This is a genomic window from Amphritea balenae, from assembly GCF_003858655.1.
GTDB lineage: Bacteria > Pseudomonadota > Gammaproteobacteria > Pseudomonadales > Balneatricaceae > Amphritea > Amphritea balenae.
The window spans coordinates 162,104-179,062 of sequence record NZ_RQXV01000006.1 but is presented as its reverse complement, the minus strand read 5'-3'; the positions used below and the strand labels follow the sequence as shown (position 1 = coordinate 179,062).

Genomic DNA, 16,959 nt, shown 5'->3' with positions numbered 1-16,959 from the left:
TCTTTGAAATAGCGTTCAGCACCCGGATGAAGAGGCGCCGCCAGCGGTGCCTTTAATTAATAATGGCCGGAGTCAGGCGAGAAAACACCGCCTGCGTTCGCCTGAAAGGCACATACTGATTGTAAAAGTAACTCGCCAGAGAGAGAGACAATAACGCTCCTCTTTCCGGAACTATCACTCATTAAAAGCGATACGGATCAGTCCAGCAACCCGATCTCTTTGAAATAGCGCTCAGCACCCGGATGAAGAGGCGCCGCCAGCGGTGCCTTGATTAAGAGATCTGGTGTCAGGCGAGAAAAAGCGGGATGCATACGTCGAAACTGCTCAAACTGGCCAAACAATGATTTCACCAGCGCATAAGCGACCTCGTCGGGCATATCAGCACGGCTAATCAGCGTGGCATTCACCCCGGCGGTCAGCACATCAGTACCCGACTGATCATACAGTCCGCCATCAATATTCATCGGCTGGTAAAAGTAATTACCCAGCATCAGACTATTAATATCGCTCTGAGCCAGACCAATCAACTGACTATCACAGTCCCTTAGCGCTTCTTTAACCGCCCCACTGGGGTGGCCGACAACATAAAACGTCGCATCGATAACGTTACTACACAACGCCTTAGCCTGCTCAGCAGGCGACAGCCGATGTACTTCGGAAAAATCAGTCAGTTGCCAGCCGCGGGCTTTCATCAACAACTTAAAAGTGACTTCCTGGCTACTATTCTCCAGGCCAATATTGATACGCTTATTCGGCAAGTCAGCCAGCGAAACTATACCGCTGTCCCGACGACTGAATACCGTAATAAACTCGGGAAACAGATTAAACAGAGACCTTAGCTCAGTACCGGCAGATTCAGATATCGCAGCTTCATAAAGCTGGCCCGATTCAGCGATCCCCAGATCAAGGCTACCCTCCATTACCCGGTTTATATTGGCGACCGAACCGGGCGATGTTTTCACCGCACAGCGGATACCATGGTCCCGCCGGGTCTGATTGACCAGCCGACAGAAAGCTCCTCCGGCAGGATAATAAAGCCCTGTGAGTCCTCCGGTACCTAGTGAAACGATACGATTATCAGTCGCTGAAACAGCACCCCCTGAATAACAGAGGAGCACACTACTGAGAAAAAGCGTTAACCAGTTTTTCATTATTATATTCGTGAGTTACTGCTTCTTTTATAAATAAGACAGCTAACAAAGCTATTCTGATAACAGCCTGATAGCCCACAATGAGTCTATCTTACATCAATGACCCGTCAGTAAAGGCATTTTTCAATTTATCACTCAAGTTTTAAAACTCTTCTACAGACTGATGTAACAAAGCTCAGCCACAAAAAACCGCATTTAGCGGGCAACAGGAGCATCAGGAGAACAACGCTGACCAGGGCTGTTGAGCGGGTTCTTACTCCGATTGAATCAGCGCCTCTCCATCAAGTAAATTCTGTTCACACAAGGTGCCAATCAACTCGATAATCAACCCTTCCAGTGCACGATATGCAGTGGTCACGGGGCGGTCTTTCAAACGCACCAGTGAGTGAATTCGATCGATCGAAGGCTGGATAACTTTAAGCGCATCAAGCTCACCCCGTTGCAACTCGGCGTGCATCACATCCCGGGGAATAATCGCATTGGCGATACCGTTATTAATCAGGCACCGTAAACCCAGCCCGGTATTCTGTTCGTACTGGATATCCAGCGGTCGCCGGGTTTCCAGCGCAGTCTGCTCAATATGCATACGGATGTTATGCGGTCGGGCTGGCGCAACCAGAGGATAGTCAGCCAACTCTTCAAACGTAATTGTCTGCTGACCAGATTCAGCGCCAAGATTCTTGCCCACCAGATACAGCGATTCACGGTATACCGGTAACACCTCAACTGCACTCAGGTCCGCCGCATTGGGGATCAAGCCAAAATCAACCTTGCCATCAGCAATGTGCTGCGCTGCAACCAGACTCATCGCATCTGATACATTAAGCTGTACTTCGGGAAAGCGCCGGGCCGCCTCGGTAACCAGCAGCGGCAGCAGGGAGTAAGCTTTGGAAGCATCGATCACCAATCGCACTTCCCCCCGGGGCGAGACTGCATCGGAAATCACATCGGCCCGGGCATTTTCAACCTGACGTAGAATCAGACCGGCGTGGTGCACCAGCTTTTCCCCGGCGGGGGTCAGCTGAACCCCTTTGACGGTACGGGTAAATAGCTCAATCTCAAGTTCTTTTTCCAACGCCGAGACCTGATTACTCAGGGCTGGCTGGGCGATAAACAACTCCCGGGCAGCGGCTGAAACGCTACCCAGCTCGGCGATCCTGAGGAAATATTTCAGCTGATTAAGTTTCATTTTCGCGCTCCCACAACGACACTAAAATCTATGATATATATTTTTATATATAGTTAGATATATTAATTATGTATTTTTTTTAATGGATGATCATGATTACAGTGATTTAAATCGCTTCCCATCTGGCTTGATATAGCCCTGTTGGTTGAGTCACCAGCCGTTGTAGACAGCATCAAATAATAAGAGGAATAGATAATGAGCGTCATTCTTAAAGAAAAAATTGAAACTCCATCAGCATGGAAAGGAAAGGATATAAAGGATGACGACTCATGGATTTATCATTGGTCTGATCAATCAATCAGCGTGCTCGAAAAGGCCTTAGAAAACGTCACACAAAAAGGACTACAAGTCCCCGACTTTACTAAAGAAGATTTCCCGATTACTGAACTCTCAGAAGAGATCAGCTTCTTCAATGACGAGCTGGAAAATGGCAAGGGCTTCATCGTCATTCGCGGCTTACCCATTGAACGATATACCGATGATGAGGCCGCCATTATTCACTACGGTCTGGGCCTGCATATGGGTACGCCTGTTTCGCAAAACCTGAACGGTGATATGTTAGGGGATGTGAGAAACATCGGCGCACTAGATACCAAGCAGGTTCGTGTCTATGAAACCAATGAATACCTGCCTTATCACGCCGATCTGTCGGATGTTGTCGGCTTACTTTGCCTGCGTAAAGCTAAAGCCGGCGGTATGAGCAGCCTTTCCAGTGCGATGACCCTATACAATGAGATTCTGGAAAAGCACCCTGAGTATCTGGGCCTTCTTCATCGCCAATTCCTGTTAGAGCACCTGAATGACGGTGACGTTGGATTAACCCCAATATTCAGTTATCACAAAGGCAAGTTGAGTGCCCGATATCTGCGCCAGTATATTGAGATCGCGCAGGACAATGCCGGATTACCACTATCGAATGTCGAAGTTGAAGCCTTAGACCTTATTGATTCGATTTTAAGTGACCCGGATATCCGTTTAGATATGATGATGGAACCCGGTGATATCCAATTCGCCAATAACTATACCATCTTCCATTCCCGCACCAGTTTCGAAGATCACGAAGAAATTGAACGTCGACGCCACCTGTATAGACTGTGGTTAAAAATGCCCAATGCCCGGGAGCTGGCTGATGATTTTCCTGGCCGTAACGGTATTTCCAAACGCTAACTAGCGGCTCTTCCAGATGGTTAGATTACGTTACCCCATATCGTTTAGATATGGGATGGCGTAACCCATCTGCTTTTTACTTATACAAAATCATGATCACCCTGATTTGAGTCGCTTTCCACCTAAAAATAACCCGGATCACGCCATGACACTCAGCACCGCAACCCAGCGCGATAACCTGCTGAACAGCCTCCTGCCAGAGCTGGGTCAGCTGATCCCTGCGCAATCCATCATCACCAAAGTTGAGCAACTGCACGCTTATGAATGTGATGCCTTCACCACCATGCGTCAGCTGCCACTACTGACAGTGCTGCCGGAAACTATCGAGCAAGTGCAACATGTAATGCGTTGCTGCCACCGACTGGAGATCCCGGTCGTTGCCCGCGGTGCGGGTACGGGCCTGACGGCAGGTTCCATGCCGGTCGAGCACGGTGTACTGCTAGGCATGAGCAAATTTGATCAGATCCACGACATTGATCTTGATAACCGCACCGCCCTGATCGGGCCCGGAGTACGAAACAAAGCGGTGTCTGATGCCGCCGCTCCCCACAATCTGTATTTTGCGCCGGATCCATCATCACAACTGGCCTGCTCCGTCGGTGGCAATGTCGCCGAAAATGCCGGCGGCATACATTGCCTGAAATACGGCCTGACCGTGCATAACATCCTTGAACTTGAGTTTGTCACCATCGAAGGTGAACTGATCACTCTGGGTTGTGCGGCACTGGATGCTGCAGGATACGACCTGACCGCCATCATGACCGGCTCAGAAGGCTTACTTGGAATCCTGGTTAAGATCAGAGTAAAGCTGCTGCCTGTTCCAGCCAGTACCCGGGTCATGCTGGCCGCATTTGCCACTATAGAAGACGCAGGTAACGCCATTGCTGCAGTCATCGGTGCCGGTATTATTCCTGCCGGACTAGAGATGATAGATCAGACAGGTATCTGTGCCATCGAGGAGCTAATGCATGCGGGTTACCCGGTGGATGCCGCCGCCGTAATCATTTGTGAGCTGGATGGCAGTATCGCAGAGGTCGAAGATGAGCTAAGCAGCGTGATCCGTATCTTCACCGACCTGAACGCAACAGACATTCAGATAGCAGAGACGGCAGAAGAAAGCACCCGAATCTGGGCGGCGCGTAAAGCAGCCTTTCCAGCCCTCGCACGACTGGCACCGGACAATTATATTATGGACGGCACCATTCCTCGCCGGGCACTGGCTCAGGTATGGAAACAGATTAACCAGTTGGCAGATCAATATCAGTTACAGGTGGTTAACGTATTTCACGCCGGTGATGGCAACATGCATCCATCTATTTTGTTTGATTCCTCAGATGACGATCAGCATCGACGCGCTTTCGAACTGGGTACCCGTATTCTTGAACTCTGTATCGAGGTCGGCGGAACCATCTCCGGCGAACATGGCATCGGTCTGGAGAAGATCAATCAAATGTGCCTACAGTTTTCGGCTACCGAGTTACAACAATTTCACGCCCTCAAGCAGGCCTTTGATCCAAAGCAACTACTGAATCCCGGTAAACAGATTCCTACCCTGGCCCGTTGCGCAGAATTCAATGCTATGCATGTGCATCATGGCGAAATGCCATTCCCCCATCTGGAGCGTTTCTGATTATGGAAACAGTCGCAGCACGACAACGACCTATCACTCAGGCCCAGAGTACGGACCTGACTATAGATCAGGCTACCAATCAAACTCAGGCATTGGTCGATCAGGTGCGCCATGCATATGTCCATCAACAGCCATTAATGATTACCGGTGGCGGCAGTAAAAGCTTTTATGGCCGCTCGGTCGAAGGGGACCAACTGTCCGTCAGTGACTATCGGGGGATTATTAATTATGAGCCTTCTGAACTGGTCATTACCGCCCGGGCAGGTACGCCACTGCATATAATTGAAGCGGTACTGGCAGAAGAAGGCCAGATGCTGGGTTTCGAGCCACCTCATTATACCCCTCATGCAACTCTGGGTGGCGCCATCGCCTGCGGTCTGTCCGGTCCTCGCCGACCTTATAGTGGCGCAGCACGGGACTTTGTCCTGGGCGTCACTATGATCAACGGCAAAGGAGAGCTTCTACATTTCGGCGGCCAGGTGATGAAAAACGTGGCTGGCTACGATGTATCCCGGCTGATGTGCGGTGCCCAGGGGACCCTGGGCGTACTGCTGGATATCAGCCTTAAAGTAATTCCACAACCAGCCTCTGAACAGACCCGTATACTCAGTGGCAACCAGAAACAGATACAAAACCTGTTAAGTAAGTGGGGCCGCCTGCCGCTACCGATCTCGGCCACCCTGTTTCATAATGATCAACTTTATGTCCGACTGTCCGGCACAGAATCCGGTACCCACTCCGCCGCTCTGAGTATTGGCGGAGATCAGATAATCGAAGATCAATTGTGGCAACAGGCCAAAGAGCTACAACACCCTTTCTTTACGTCTGAGCAGACCTGCTGGCGATTATCACTGCCACCTGCCGCACCTGAAATTCCCGAATACTTGTTCAAGAACCAGCTGATTGAATGGGCTGGCGCACAGCGCTGGCTCTATAGCGAAGCCGATCACTGCAACATTATCCGATGGGCAGAAAATAATGGCGGCCACGCCAGCCTCATTGATCGTAACACCAGCGATGGTTACACCTTGTTTCATCCAATGAGCACCGGCCTGATGGCACTCAGCCAGCGAATCAAAAAAAGCTTTGATCCAGCCGGAATCCTGAATCCCGGTCGGCTGTATCCGGATTTGTAACAACATATTTAGATGGAAGAGTACTGTGCAAACCAATATCGTTGAATCACTCAAACACAGTCCGCAGGGCAAGGAAGCGGAATCGATACTGCGTAAGTGCGTCCATTGCGGTTTCTGCCTAGCCACTTGTCCCACCTATAACCTGACGGGCAATGAGCTGGACAGCCCCCGGGGCCGGATCTATCTGCTGAAACAACTGCTGGAAGGAAAACCGGTTTCCCGAAGCACCCAGCAGCATCTGGACAGTTGTCTGACTTGTCGAGCCTGCGAAACGACTTGCCCTTCTAATGTTTCGTACCACCGTCTGCTGGAAATCAGTGTCCCTCTGGTAGAGCAGGAAGTGCCCCGTAATCTGAAGCAACGGCTGTTGCGCTCAGCAATTCTTAAAATACTACCGTATCGCAACCGCTTCACTCCGTTGTTACGTAGCGCTCAGTTACTGCGCCCACTGCTGCCCCCGGCACTGAGTCATAAAATTCCGACCAAGCAAAGCTCCACGCAACCCATTGAAAATAAACCGCCACCCTACGCTCAACGCACCATGCTGGTATTAGAAGGCTGCGTACAGCCAGGTATCGACCCGACTATTAATGCGGCAGCAACCAGAGTGCTGAACCATCTTGGTATCTCACTAATCACCGCACCCAAGGCTGGATGTTGTGGTGCGCTGAGCTACCACCTGAATCAGCAACAGGATGGCCTTAACTTTATGCGCCGCAATATTGATGCCTGGTGGCCTCTGATCGAGCAAGGTTGCGAAGCTATCGTCATGACTGCCAGCGGTTGTGGCACTACGGTAAAGGAATACGGCGAGCTATTAATAAATGATCCGGATTATGCCGAGAAAGCCCGACAAGTTTCATCACTAACTATGGACCTGGTAGAAGTGCTAGGTAACGAAACGGTTGAAAACCTGCCAATCACCCCCGCTTCCAGCCTGGCATTTCAGTGCCCCTGTTCATTACAGCATGGCCAGAGCCTGCCCGGCGCGGTAGAAGCACTGCTTAGCCGAATGAGGTTTGAACTGAAACCGGTCAATGACAATCACCTTTGTTGCGGTTCCGCAGGTACCTACTCCATTTTTCAACCAGAACTGGCCACCGAGCTACGCCATAGAAAACTACAAACGCTTAAGAACTCAAAGGCCGATCAGTTTGTTTCGGCCAATATCGGATGCATAACTCACCTGTCAGAAAACTCTGATAATCCGGTCCGGCACTGGATACAGATTGTCGATGAAGCCCTGAGCGTGGCCACCTGATTTATTCAAACCTAAGCCAGAATAAAGGCAAAACAATAAAAAGAAGGTAAAAACTATGATTAAAAAAATACAGATGAAGGATTTAATTAAGCCGGTCGCCAGCCTCGTAATAGGCATGGCGCTTTCCAGTAGTGTTTTAGCTGAAACTAAAATGCGGGTTGCTAGTTGGCTACCACCAACCCACCCACAAAATGCGGTGGTGCTGGACACCTGGGGCAAGTGGATCGATGAAGCCACCGAGGGCAGAGTCAAAATGGTCATCGAATATGGTATGGGCCATCCAAAGACCATGTTCGATCTGGTTGAAGATGGTGTAGTCGATGCCAGTTGGAGTGTCCACGGCTATATACCCGGCCGCTTCAAACTGACCGAGTCGGTAGAGCTTCCTAATCTGAACGCCAGTGCAGAAGCTGCATCGGTTGCCCTGTGGCGGGTTAGCAACAAATATTATAAGCAGGCCAATGAACATGAAGGCCTGACACTGGCAGCTCTGTTTACCCATGGACCTGGCCAGATTCATTTGGCAGAACCGATCAGTTCGCTGACCGAAATGGAAGGCCGGAAGATACGCCTGGGCGGCGGTATCCAGGGCGCGTTAGGTGAGCGTATGGGCGTCACCCCTGTCGGGGCTCCTGCACCAAAAGTGTATGAGATGATGCAGCAAAGAGTGGTTGATGGTGTCTTTATTCCGGCGGGTGAACAAAAAACACTACGCCTTAATGAAGTGACCAAACAACTGGTACTCCTGCCCGGAGGCATGTACACCATGAGTTTCTCGATGTTCCTGAATCCAGACTTTATGGCAGGTCTGAGCCAGGCGGATCAGCAGGCTATTATGAAAGTATCAGGTGAAAAACTATCCGCACTGGCCGGCCGGGCCTGGGATGCTGGTGATACCGAGGGTCTGAAGATAGCTAAAGAAGCAGGCGTTTCAATTCTCGAAGTTAAGCCGGGTGATCAGATTGACCGTGAGTTCCAGGCAATGATCAAAGGGATGGATGAAGACTATCTGGCCCGGGTTGCTGATCGGAATGTAGATGCCGCAGCGGCATTGAAGGAACTACGCGACATTGCCCGTAGTTATAAACCCTAAACTGCTTAATACTTAGCCCTGATTAACGCTCAGAGAGTTAACCTGAGAAAAACGCCTGGTACTGTTTTGGTGTAACCGCCAGGCGTTTCTTAAAGTTTCGTTGAAAGTGGCTCTGATCGGCAAACCCCAGCTGAGTCGCGGTATCAACCAGACTGCTCCCCTGTTGCAGCAATGCTTTTGCTTTTTTAATACGCTGATCCAACTGAAAAGCGTGAGGAGACTGACCGTAACGCGCTTTAAAGCTACGGATCAGGTGGTAACGGCTCAGGCCCGAGCACTCGGCAAACTGATCCAGTGAAAGGTTAGTGTCTAATTGATCCAGAATCAGTTCTTTGACCCTTGTGACCCGGTGCAAATCCGGAGATTTCACCTCTTTAGCGATTGAAGCCACTGGCCAGTACCGCTGCTCAAGAAACTGAATCAGCAAACTTTCGGCCACCAGTGATGAGCCATTATCCTTCAGACTATTAAACAGAAGATCGAAGCCCTGATAGCTTTTCGGATCAGTTTCATAGAGTTCCGGAAAAGGTCGATAATCCATGCCCTGTAAATTAAACATCTCTTGCTGCAACTGGCCGATCCAGTGGCTATCGACAAACAACATACGGTACGACCAGTTTCCGGCCTGAGGATTACAAGAGTGAGCATCACCGGGATTAATGGTAACTGTCGTACCCGCACCGATCCGGTTACTACGACTCAGATTTTGGTAATCTGCAACTCCCGCGTCGATAACGCCAAACGAAAACTCATCATGAGAGTGGGTGTGATAACAGGCACTGGAACGATCTGCACTGCGCATCTCAACAAATGGCAGCGCATCGCTTCTATTAAAAAACAGTGTCTGATCCCGGGTCATCAGCTATCTCCTCTGCCTCATTAGCAGGCTTAGTTGAGAAAAATAGTAATCACGCTGCAGCTAAGTAGCAACCCCATCACCCGATTAAAGGCAACCTGATAACGATCATTAGCCAGCAATTTACGGATAAGGTGGCCGATTGCTGCCCAGGTACCGACACCGATAAAACAAACTACAAAAGAGATCAGACAAAAGACCAGCAAGTAAAAACTAGCTGGGGAATTAGCCACGACAAACAGGCTGACACCCGACATTGATACCAGCCACGCCTTGGGATTCAGCCCCTGGGCTAGTGCACCCTGCACCAGATTCGGCGGTTTCTGTTCTACCTGAGTTTCAGTTTCTGAAGGCCGAGCAGTGGCTATCTTCCAGGACATATAAAGCAGAAAGCCCCCACCCAGATACTGCAGGGCTTCTGTAATTTGAGGATAAGTTAAAAGTACTTCATTCAGACCAATACCCACCAGAAACACAATCAGGGTATAGGCAATAGTCGCCCCCAGAACATGGGGTAAGGTTCGCCAGAAACCAAAATTAGCCCCTGAACCGGTAGCGATAATATTCACAGGCCCCGGAGAGATCGCACCGATTAAGGCAAATATAAACATAGAAAAAAATACAGTTATCACCTTCAAACCACCATTCAATAACCACTTAACACTCGAAGAATTCAATAATAGACGCTGGTATAACGAAGGTATTGAACAAAATTGCGCACCGTTTATAACTATGATGATATAGGCCTTTCACTGATAAAGACCGTCTATTAAAGAGAGCCTCATGCTTAAAGTCCGGGTTTGCCCCTCCTGCCTCAACAAACGCTCAGCTGGCTTCAGCCGTGTTAGTAAGGAGATCTGGAATAGTTGCCTTAATCACCTGCTTACATCAGACAGTGCCATTATCGATACTGAGGACGGGGTGACTCAAGCGTATAGCGACTCATCCCGAATAAGCTTATTAATGACTAATGAAGATGGCTTTAATATTGAGGATGGACTGCTGCAAGAAGCTATTCTGAGCGGTTTCAGTAGTCATCGTCTGGAACCGACCACAGCAGAATAATAATCAAATTAAATTACCCAAGCGGTGAACTCCCGCGCCATTTCCGAGTCGTACCTTAGTTCCGTTTTGTCGCATCAGCGCTAGTGCTTTAGCACTGGTTAAATTGTAAGCAATTGTGACCTGTTATAGGCTGCAAGCGGTACCCTTATAAACTGAAATACTGAGTCCGATGAACAGACTTTTTCGACATAAAACCAGCCTGCTATTACTACTGGCAATGCTGTTTACCCAAGGTGGACACTTGTCCAGCCTGACGGCTGTCGTTCATGGTCTGGAGGTTGATACTTCACACTCCCACGCAGAGCAATCATTCCATCAAACCGCAGGAATCTACCACCAACACCTGCAACAGGCGCCGGATCATGTGCATGATACGCCTCAGTTATCTTCCGGCAACGGTCCAACCATACAGACTCCGAAAACCGAACAAACCGACAATTATCTGTTTCACCCTCCCATTGAACCGCTTTATCGTATCGAACGCCCTCCCCGTTTAATGGCTTAACGGTTTAATCCACTCCTTTTACAACGCCATTTTTTAAACAAGGGCTATTTTTATGTTTCCAAACGTTTGTAACGTCTGGCGCGACGACCTGCGCCATCGACGTCTGTTTTTACTTTTATCCATCACATTGATGTTATTTGTCGCTGGGCTGGATTCTGCTTTTGCCCACGGGGTTGCCCAGGGCGATAAGGGCTTTATCCAGGAGAGCAGCGGCACACTATTACTGCCGTTTATCTATCTCGGCGCTAAGCATATGGTGACCGGTTACGATCACCTGCTGTTCCTGTTCGGGGTGATATTCTTCCTCTACCGGCTGAAAGATGTCGGGCTCTACGTCACGCTGTTTGCAGTCGGCCATTCAGTCACCCTGCTGTTTGGGGTGCTGAACAATATCAGTGTCAGCGCTTATATCGTCGATGCCATCATCGGTTTTTCGGTGGTATATAAGGCGCTTGATAACCTGGGGGCCTTCCGACGCTGGTTCGGCGTACAACCCAATACCAAAATAGCGACCCTGCTGTTTGGCCTGATCCATGGCTTTGGCCTGGCCACTAAGATACAGGACTTTGAGATCTCACCGGATGGCCTGCTAGCTAATCTGATCGCCTTCAATGTTGGCGTAGAGATCGGCCAGTTGCTGGCCCTCAGCCTGATTCTGATCGGCATGGGTTACTGGCGTCGCTCCGGTGGGTTCTTCCGTCACGCTTATAGCGCCAATGTATTGATGATGAGCCTCGGCTTTCTGCTGATGGGCTACCAGATCACTGGTCTGGCTCTCTCTGCTTAAGGATAAATGACAATGTATAACGCAAATATCTCAGATACACAGCAGTTGCCAACATCCGGACAACTGATCCGTTCCACCCTGATCGCCCTGGTTATGGCCATCGTTTTATTAATCACCGTGGTAATGCCGGCAGAGTACGCCATCGATCCGACCGGTATTGGCCGGATGTTAGGCTTGACTCAGATGGGTGAGATTAAGGAACAACTGGCTGAAGAAGCGGAAAAAGACGCAATGGCCCTGGCAGCAGCGCCTGATGCTAAGGTCGAGCCAGCGGCACAGATTGAAGCCCCTGTTGTAGCTGAAACAATCGCTAAACCTGTAACGCAGGAGAAGAAAAAAGGACTGACCCACGAAATCAGTTTCCGTCTGATGCCGGGCCAGCCGGCCGAGATCAAGCTGGAGATGATAAAGGGCGCCAAAGTTAACTACAGCTGGAGTGCCAACGGTGGCAAGGTCAACTACGATACCCATGGCGATCCGTTTAATGCGCCAAAAGGTTTCTATCACGGTTACGGAAAGGGCCGTTTTCAACCTGAAGACAACGGTGTTCTGGTGGCAGCCTTTGACGGTGTGCACGGCTGGTTCTGGCGCAATCGTACCGATAAGGAGATTACCATCACTCTGAAAACTGAGGGTGATTATCAGTTTCTAGAGCGAGTCCTTTAAAAAGTCCATTAAAAAAGCACTTTAACGACCAAACAGGCCGCGTAAGCGGCCTGTTTCTTTCAGATTACCGCATTATAACCGTTCAATAATCAAAGCAATTCCCTGGCCACCGCCAATGCACATGGTGATCAGGCCATAACGCCCTTCGATTCGATCCAGCTCCGCCATGGTCTTCACAATAATAATGGAGCCAGTCGCTCCAACAGGATGGCCCAATGCCACCGCACCACCATTCGGATTCACTTTATCCACAGGTATTTCAAGCAGGTCAGTGACTGCCATCGCCTGAGCTGCAAATGCTTCGTTGGATTCAATTACATCTATATCCTGCATTCGTAAACCAGCACTCTGCAACGCCTGTTTCACCGCTGGTACCGGACCCAACCCCATCAGTTCCGGTGCAACTCCGGCAAAGGCATAACTGAGAAGACGACAGCGGGGTTTCAGCCCTCTTTGCTCTGCTTCCTGTCGGGTGGTCAGCACCATCGCCGCGGCACCATCATTCAGCCCGGATGCATTCCCAGCTGTGACGATACCATCCCGTTTAAAAGCGGGGCGTAACCGGGCCAGACTCGCTTTGGTTGTTTCTGAGCGGGGATGTTCATCGGTATTAAAGACGAACTCCTTTCTGCCTCGTTTTACAGTTACCGGGACGATCTGATCGCGGAAATAACCTTGTTCAATCGCGTGACACGCCCGGCGATGGCTCAGCTCTGCAAACGCATCCAGCTCTTCACGCTGATAGCCCTGCTGTGCCGCCACATTTTCGGCAGTGATACCCATATGACCACTACCGAACGGATCGCTGAGAATACCCAACGTCATATCCACCACTTTACTATCTCCCATCCGGGCACCGTTACGGGCATCCGGTAACAGGTAGGCGCCACGACTCATACTCTCAGCACCGCCAGCCAAAGCGATCTTACTATCGCCCATCACCAGCAACTGAGCTGCGCTGATAACCGACTGTACCGATGAACCACAGAGACGATTAACGTTCAGAGCGGCTGAAGAGTCAGGCAGTCCGGCATTCAGCGCAATATGCCGTGACAGGTATGCATCCTGCGGCGCGGTGGTGATGATATGGCCAAAGACTGCATGGTCAATATCCATCGCCGGAATCGCTGAACGACGGATCGCTTCGGTGGCTGCTGCTGTCCCCAGTTCCGCCGGAGAAAGACCAGCAAGGCTACCGCCAAACGAGCCAATGGCGGTCCGGGCCCCATCAATAATAACTACATCGCTTAATTTCATAATCTGTATTCCCTGTTAATTCCGGTTAGCGACCCAGCATCGGGCGGGCGATCATCTCTTTCATGATCTCCGAAGTACCGGCATAGATGGTCTGAACCCTGGCATCAACATAGAACCGGGAGATAGGATATTCGGTGGTATAACCATAACCGCCAAACAATTGCAGGCACTGATCTGCAGCCTGACATTGCATCTCAGTGGAGCTGAGCTTAAGCAGCGCAGCTTCCTCAACGGTCATAGTGGCTGCAATATACTTGTCCATGCATTGCCGGTAGTAAGCCCTGCACAACTCCAGCTGGGTTTTCACCTCGGCCAGCTTAAAGCGAGTGTTCTGGAAGCTTCCTATTGCCTGACCAAAGGCCCTGCGTTGCTGTACATAATCCAGCGTCAGCTCCAGAGCACCATCGGTGGCATATATGGCCTGTGTTGCACAGCCTAAACGTTCTCTTGGCAACTCTTCCATCAGGTAGAAAAAGCCCCGGTTTTCCTCCCCCAGCAAAGCATCGGCCGGGAGTCGCAGGTTATCGAAAAACAGTTCAGCGGTATCGCTGCTGTGCTGACCTATCTTGCTGATCCCTTTGCCACGGGAAAATCCGGGCAGCGAGGTATCCACCAGAAACAGAGATATCCCTTTTGATCCTGCCGACGGATCGGTAGAGGCACAGACAATCACCAGATCGGCCTGCAAGCCGTTGGTGATAAATATCTTCGAGCCGTTTAGTACCCATTCGTCACCATCACGCACGGCACTGGTACGCAGTGCAGCAAGATCACTACCTGTACCCGGTTCAGTCATAGCGATTGCGCCCACCACATCACCACTGACCATACCCGGCAGCCATTGTTGCTTCTGGGCTTCAGTACCCTGGTGCAGAATATAGGGCGCTACGATATTGGAATGGATATTAAAGCTGCTGGCGAGTCCGCCGTATCCCATCCGGGCCATCTCGCCCAGTACAAGCTGAGACACCTCAAACGAGGCTCCGGCAGCGCAATACTGTTCAGGCAGATCGACACAAAGCATGCCGGCCTGCCCCAGGGTATACCAGATCTCACGGGGCATAATGCCGGCAGCTTCCCAGGCTTCGAAATAAGGCGTTACTTCCTGCTTAAGTGCCCGACGGGTCATATCCCGGAACAGTTCTAGTTCAGCAGTATCAGTATTTACAGAGTTCATTATCAACGGCCTCACTTAGGTTCCATCCGGATACCAGCATCGAGCCGGATCACCTCAGCATTGAGATAGGGGTTATTGATAATGTGGCAGCACAGATCGGCAAACTCTTCTGGCAGGCCAAAGCGTTTTGGACTCTGAACCATCTCGATCAGAGGTTCCCGAACTTTTTCCGGCAGCGACTTCATCATCGGCGTATCAAACAGCCCCGGAGCGATAGTCATAACACGGATATTATGCGGCGCCAGATCACGGGCCAGTGGCAGGGTCATACCCGCAATAGCAGCCTTGCTGGCACTGTAAGCGGCCTGCCCGGACTGACCATCAAACGCAGCAACCGATGCTGTATTGATAATCACACCCTTCTCCGTGCCATTCTCTTTAGCTGCCATTTTCTCAGCAGCAACCCGTAATACATTAAAAGTACCGTTGAGGTTGATATTGATCGCAGTGCTAAACTGCTGCAGGGGCATTGCCCCCTCACGGCCCAGCACACGCCCGGCAGCAACAATACCCGCGCAGTTAACACAGAAATCCAGCCGGCCAAGTTGATCAACGGCTTCGCTGATTGCTTGTTCAACTGCCGTCGCATCGGTTACATCAACCTGATAAAAACGTACCTGCTGCGGGTACTGCGCCATCAGTGTCTGTCCTGCATCATCGTTCAGATCCAGCACTATCACTGCTGCACCTTCATTAATCAGGCGCAGACTGGTTGCGAGCCCAAGGCCGGATGCGCCACCACTGACGACAGCTACTTTATTCGCGATATTCATAGATAATCGGACTCCTATAGCTTCTCTTATCGTTATTGTCAGATCAGTATCAGCTGTCAGGCGCTCGCGAGACTATGATCGATACAGACAATTTATTTGATAGAAATGACCAGCCATACCTGTCAACGATGTCCGCCAACTATGTCCTCCAATTACGTTTTGTACCCGGCAGTGCAACAAGGTATGCTTTTGGAACTAGGGAAAACCACTACTCATTATGAAAAAGAAACTGGTCTCCAATCACTACATTCAGGCTTGCCTGCATGGCGTTATCCAACAGGGCTTTGATCCTCAACCCCTGCTGGATAAAGCAGCCATACCTATCGAATTGATGCACAAGCCTAAAGCGCGCATCACCGAAGTGCAGCTGGCTAATCTGATCAGGGCTGTATGGCGAACTACCGGCGATGAGTTCATGGGGCTCACTGAACACCCTTGTAACAACGGTGTATTTGCGCTGATGATGGAATCTCTGTTCCAACTGAAAACGCTGGGGGCGATGTTGCAACAAAGCATTCGTTTCTATAACGCTGTGCAGAATGAGGTCGATTTTGCCATGACCATCGAGGCTGACCAGGTGGATATCAGTATTACACTGCGGCGACCAGAATTTGATCCGGACCATCTGTTACAGGAGTTTGTTCTGCTGATTTGGCAACGCTTCTGCAGCTGGCTGATTAACTCTCAGTTATCGATACACAGCACCCGCTTTAATTACCCGCCACCAACCCACTATGAAGAGTACCCGCCGATGTTTGGCGAACAGTTACAGTTCAGTCAACCCTCTTCAGGATTCAGTTTCAGTAGCAAACAACTGACGCTGCCCCGGGTACGAGATCCGATGGAACTAGAATGCTTTCTGCGTCAGTCTCCACTAGAAGTGCTTCGGCGGGTAGGTGAGAACAATAGCCTGAGTATTCAGGTACAACGGTTGATTCTCAATAAAGGGCTGGAACAGGCACCTGCTCTGGAGGAGGTCGCCTGCTGCCTGCATATGACCTCCCGCACCCTGCGACGTAAACTGAAAGACGAAGGGGTCAGTTATCAGCAGATAAAGGACCGTATCCGCTGCGATACTGCCATTCGTTTGCTCACCGAAGAATCCCTGACCGTAGCCGAAACCAGCGAACTCATTGGTTTCACCGAACAAGCCGCCTTCTGTCGGGCATTCAAAGGCTGGACCGGCGTCGCTCCCAGTGCATATCAAAGCGGTAAAGTTGAGCCCTGATCAGCTCCTGACCTTTTT

The 16,959-nt window shown here is 50.4% G+C and carries 17 protein-coding genes; 10 read left to right on the top strand and 7 right to left on the bottom strand.

Annotation, left to right across the window (positions count from 1 at the left end):
* Window positions 1-197 precede the first annotated feature (197 nt).
* Together EHS89_RS12120 and EHS89_RS12115 are read right to left on the bottom strand one after the other, a co-directional pair.
* Window positions 198-1,151: a TAXI family TRAP transporter solute-binding subunit gene (locus EHS89_RS12120; protein ID WP_124926418.1), complete on the bottom strand. Its 954-nt coding sequence runs from the start codon at window positions 1,149-1,151 to the stop codon at window positions 198-200.
* A gap of 253 nt (window positions 1,152-1,404) precedes the next feature.
* Window positions 1,405-2,340 carry a LysR family transcriptional regulator gene (locus EHS89_RS12115; RefSeq protein WP_124926417.1) on the bottom strand — a complete coding sequence of 312 codons (936 nt, stop codon included), beginning with the start codon at window positions 2,338-2,340 and terminating at the stop codon, window positions 1,405-1,407.
* Between the two features lie 195 nt (window positions 2,341-2,535).
* On the opposite strand from EHS89_RS12115, the gene EHS89_RS12110 reads away from it, so the two are divergent.
* The 5 genes from EHS89_RS12110 to EHS89_RS12090 all read left to right on the top strand — a co-directional run bounded on the left by EHS89_RS12110 (window position 2,536) and on the right by EHS89_RS12090 (window position 8,627).
* Complete coding sequence (locus tag EHS89_RS12110; RefSeq protein WP_124926416.1) at window positions 2,536-3,507, top strand: TauD/TfdA family dioxygenase; 972 nt, start codon at window positions 2,536-2,538, stop codon at window positions 3,505-3,507.
* Window positions 3,508-3,652: 145 nt separating this feature from the next.
* Entirely contained in the window at window positions 3,653-5,137 is a 1,485-nt protein-coding gene (locus tag EHS89_RS12105) for an FAD-linked oxidase C-terminal domain-containing protein (RefSeq protein WP_124926415.1), read from the top strand.
* A 2-nt stretch (window positions 5,138-5,139) separates the two neighbouring features.
* A complete protein-coding gene (glcE, locus tag EHS89_RS12100; RefSeq protein ID WP_124926414.1) occupies window positions 5,140-6,273 on the top strand; it encodes a glycolate oxidase subunit GlcE in 1,134 nt (377 codons plus the stop codon).
* A 25-nt stretch (window positions 6,274-6,298) separates the two neighbouring features.
* On the top strand, window positions 6,299-7,534 hold the full coding sequence (gene glcF / locus EHS89_RS12095) for a glycolate oxidase subunit GlcF (protein ID WP_124926413.1): 1,236 nt from the start codon (window positions 6,299-6,301) through the stop codon (window positions 7,532-7,534).
* Window positions 7,535-7,589: 55 nt separating this feature from the next.
* Window positions 7,590-8,627, top strand: coding sequence for a TRAP transporter substrate-binding protein (locus tag EHS89_RS12090; protein WP_170167492.1), 1,038 nt, complete (start codon window positions 7,590-7,592; stop codon window positions 8,625-8,627).
* Window positions 8,628-8,664: 37 nt separating this feature from the next.
* Here EHS89_RS12090 and EHS89_RS12085 read toward each other — a convergent pair whose 3' ends face one another.
* Complete coding sequence (locus EHS89_RS12085; RefSeq protein ID WP_124926412.1) at window positions 8,665-9,486, bottom strand: AraC family transcriptional regulator; 822 nt, start codon at window positions 9,484-9,486, stop codon at window positions 8,665-8,667.
* Window positions 9,487-9,515: 29 nt separating this feature from the next.
* Entirely contained in the window at window positions 9,516-10,115 is a 600-nt protein-coding gene (locus tag EHS89_RS12080) for a LysE family translocator (RefSeq protein WP_124926411.1), read from the bottom strand.
* 151 nt (window positions 10,116-10,266) lie between these two features.
* Between EHS89_RS12080 and EHS89_RS12075 the strand changes: the two genes are divergently transcribed.
* From EHS89_RS12075 to EHS89_RS12060, 4 genes are all read left to right on the top strand, one after another.
* Entirely contained in the window at window positions 10,267-10,548 is a 282-nt protein-coding gene (locus tag EHS89_RS12075) for a hypothetical protein (RefSeq protein WP_124926410.1), read from the top strand.
* A gap of 169 nt (window positions 10,549-10,717) precedes the next feature.
* On the top strand, window positions 10,718-11,053 hold the full coding sequence (locus tag EHS89_RS12070; protein ID WP_124926409.1) for a hypothetical protein: 336 nt from the start codon (window positions 10,718-10,720) through the stop codon (window positions 11,051-11,053).
* A 52-nt stretch (window positions 11,054-11,105) separates the two neighbouring features.
* Window positions 11,106-11,840 (top strand): HupE/UreJ family protein, encoded by a 735-nt coding sequence (locus EHS89_RS12065; protein ID WP_124926408.1) that lies wholly within the window; start codon window positions 11,106-11,108, stop codon window positions 11,838-11,840.
* A 12-nt stretch (window positions 11,841-11,852) separates the two neighbouring features.
* Window positions 11,853-12,506 (top strand): transmembrane anchor protein, encoded by a 654-nt coding sequence (locus EHS89_RS12060; RefSeq protein ID WP_124926407.1) that lies wholly within the window; start codon window positions 11,853-11,855, stop codon window positions 12,504-12,506.
* 72 nt (window positions 12,507-12,578) lie between these two features.
* Here EHS89_RS12060 and bktB read toward each other — a convergent pair whose 3' ends face one another.
* Genes bktB through EHS89_RS12045 form a run of 3 tightly spaced genes read right to left on the bottom strand, consistent with a single transcriptional unit; the run spans window position 12,579 to window position 15,713 of the window.
* Window positions 12,579-13,763 (bottom strand): beta-ketothiolase BktB, encoded by a 1,185-nt coding sequence (bktB, locus tag EHS89_RS12055; RefSeq protein ID WP_124926406.1) that lies wholly within the window; start codon window positions 13,761-13,763, stop codon window positions 12,579-12,581.
* A 25-nt stretch (window positions 13,764-13,788) separates the two neighbouring features.
* A complete protein-coding gene (locus EHS89_RS12050; protein WP_124926405.1) occupies window positions 13,789-14,940 on the bottom strand; it encodes an acyl-CoA dehydrogenase family protein in 1,152 nt (383 codons plus the stop codon).
* Between the two features lie 11 nt (window positions 14,941-14,951).
* Window positions 14,952-15,713: an SDR family NAD(P)-dependent oxidoreductase gene (locus EHS89_RS12045; protein WP_124926404.1), complete on the bottom strand. Its 762-nt coding sequence runs from the start codon at window positions 15,711-15,713 to the stop codon at window positions 14,952-14,954.
* A 217-nt stretch (window positions 15,714-15,930) separates the two neighbouring features.
* Here EHS89_RS12045 and EHS89_RS12040 point away from each other — a divergent pair, with 217 nt between their 5' ends.
* Entirely contained in the window at window positions 15,931-16,941 is a 1,011-nt protein-coding gene (locus EHS89_RS12040; protein ID WP_124926403.1) for an AraC family transcriptional regulator, read from the top strand.
* Window positions 16,942-16,959 lie beyond the last annotated feature (18 nt).

What these genes read in the sequence shown, in the direction of transcription:
- EHS89_RS12120 (WP_124926418.1), bottom strand. Translation starts at nt 1,151, where the DNA reads ATGAAAAACTGGTTAACGCTTTTTCTCAGTAGTGTGCTCCTCTGTTAT.
- EHS89_RS12115 (WP_124926417.1), bottom strand. Translation starts at nt 2,340, where the DNA reads ATGAAACTTAATCAGCTGAAATATTTCCTCAGGATCGCCGAGCTGGGT.
- EHS89_RS12110 (WP_124926416.1), top strand. Translation starts at nt 2,536, where the DNA reads ATGAGCGTCATTCTTAAAGAAAAAATTGAAACTCCATCAGCATGGAAA.
- EHS89_RS12105 (WP_124926415.1), top strand. Translation starts at nt 3,653, where the DNA reads ATGACACTCAGCACCGCAACCCAGCGCGATAACCTGCTGAACAGCCTC.
- glcE (WP_124926414.1), top strand. Translation starts at nt 5,140, where the DNA reads ATGGAAACAGTCGCAGCACGACAACGACCTATCACTCAGGCCCAGAGT.
- EHS89_RS12090 (WP_170167492.1), top strand. Translation starts at nt 7,590, where the DNA reads ATGATTAAAAAAATACAGATGAAGGATTTAATTAAGCCGGTCGCCAGC.
- EHS89_RS12085 (WP_124926412.1), bottom strand. Translation starts at nt 9,486, where the DNA reads ATGACCCGGGATCAGACACTGTTTTTTAATAGAAGCGATGCGCTGCCA.
- EHS89_RS12075 (WP_124926410.1), top strand. Translation starts at nt 10,267, where the DNA reads ATGCTTAAAGTCCGGGTTTGCCCCTCCTGCCTCAACAAACGCTCAGCT.
- EHS89_RS12070 (WP_124926409.1), top strand. Translation starts at nt 10,718, where the DNA reads ATGAACAGACTTTTTCGACATAAAACCAGCCTGCTATTACTACTGGCA.
- EHS89_RS12065 (WP_124926408.1), top strand. Translation starts at nt 11,106, where the DNA reads ATGTTTCCAAACGTTTGTAACGTCTGGCGCGACGACCTGCGCCATCGA.
- EHS89_RS12060 (WP_124926407.1), top strand. Translation starts at nt 11,853, where the DNA reads ATGTATAACGCAAATATCTCAGATACACAGCAGTTGCCAACATCCGGA.
- bktB (WP_124926406.1), bottom strand. Translation starts at nt 13,763, where the DNA reads ATGAAATTAAGCGATGTAGTTATTATTGATGGGGCCCGGACCGCCATT.
- EHS89_RS12050 (WP_124926405.1), bottom strand. Translation starts at nt 14,940, where the DNA reads ATGAACTCTGTAAATACTGATACTGCTGAACTAGAACTGTTCCGGGAT.
- EHS89_RS12045 (WP_124926404.1), bottom strand. Translation starts at nt 15,713, where the DNA reads ATGAATATCGCGAATAAAGTAGCTGTCGTCAGTGGTGGCGCATCCGGC.
- EHS89_RS12040 (WP_124926403.1), top strand. Translation starts at nt 15,931, where the DNA reads ATGAAAAAGAAACTGGTCTCCAATCACTACATTCAGGCTTGCCTGCAT.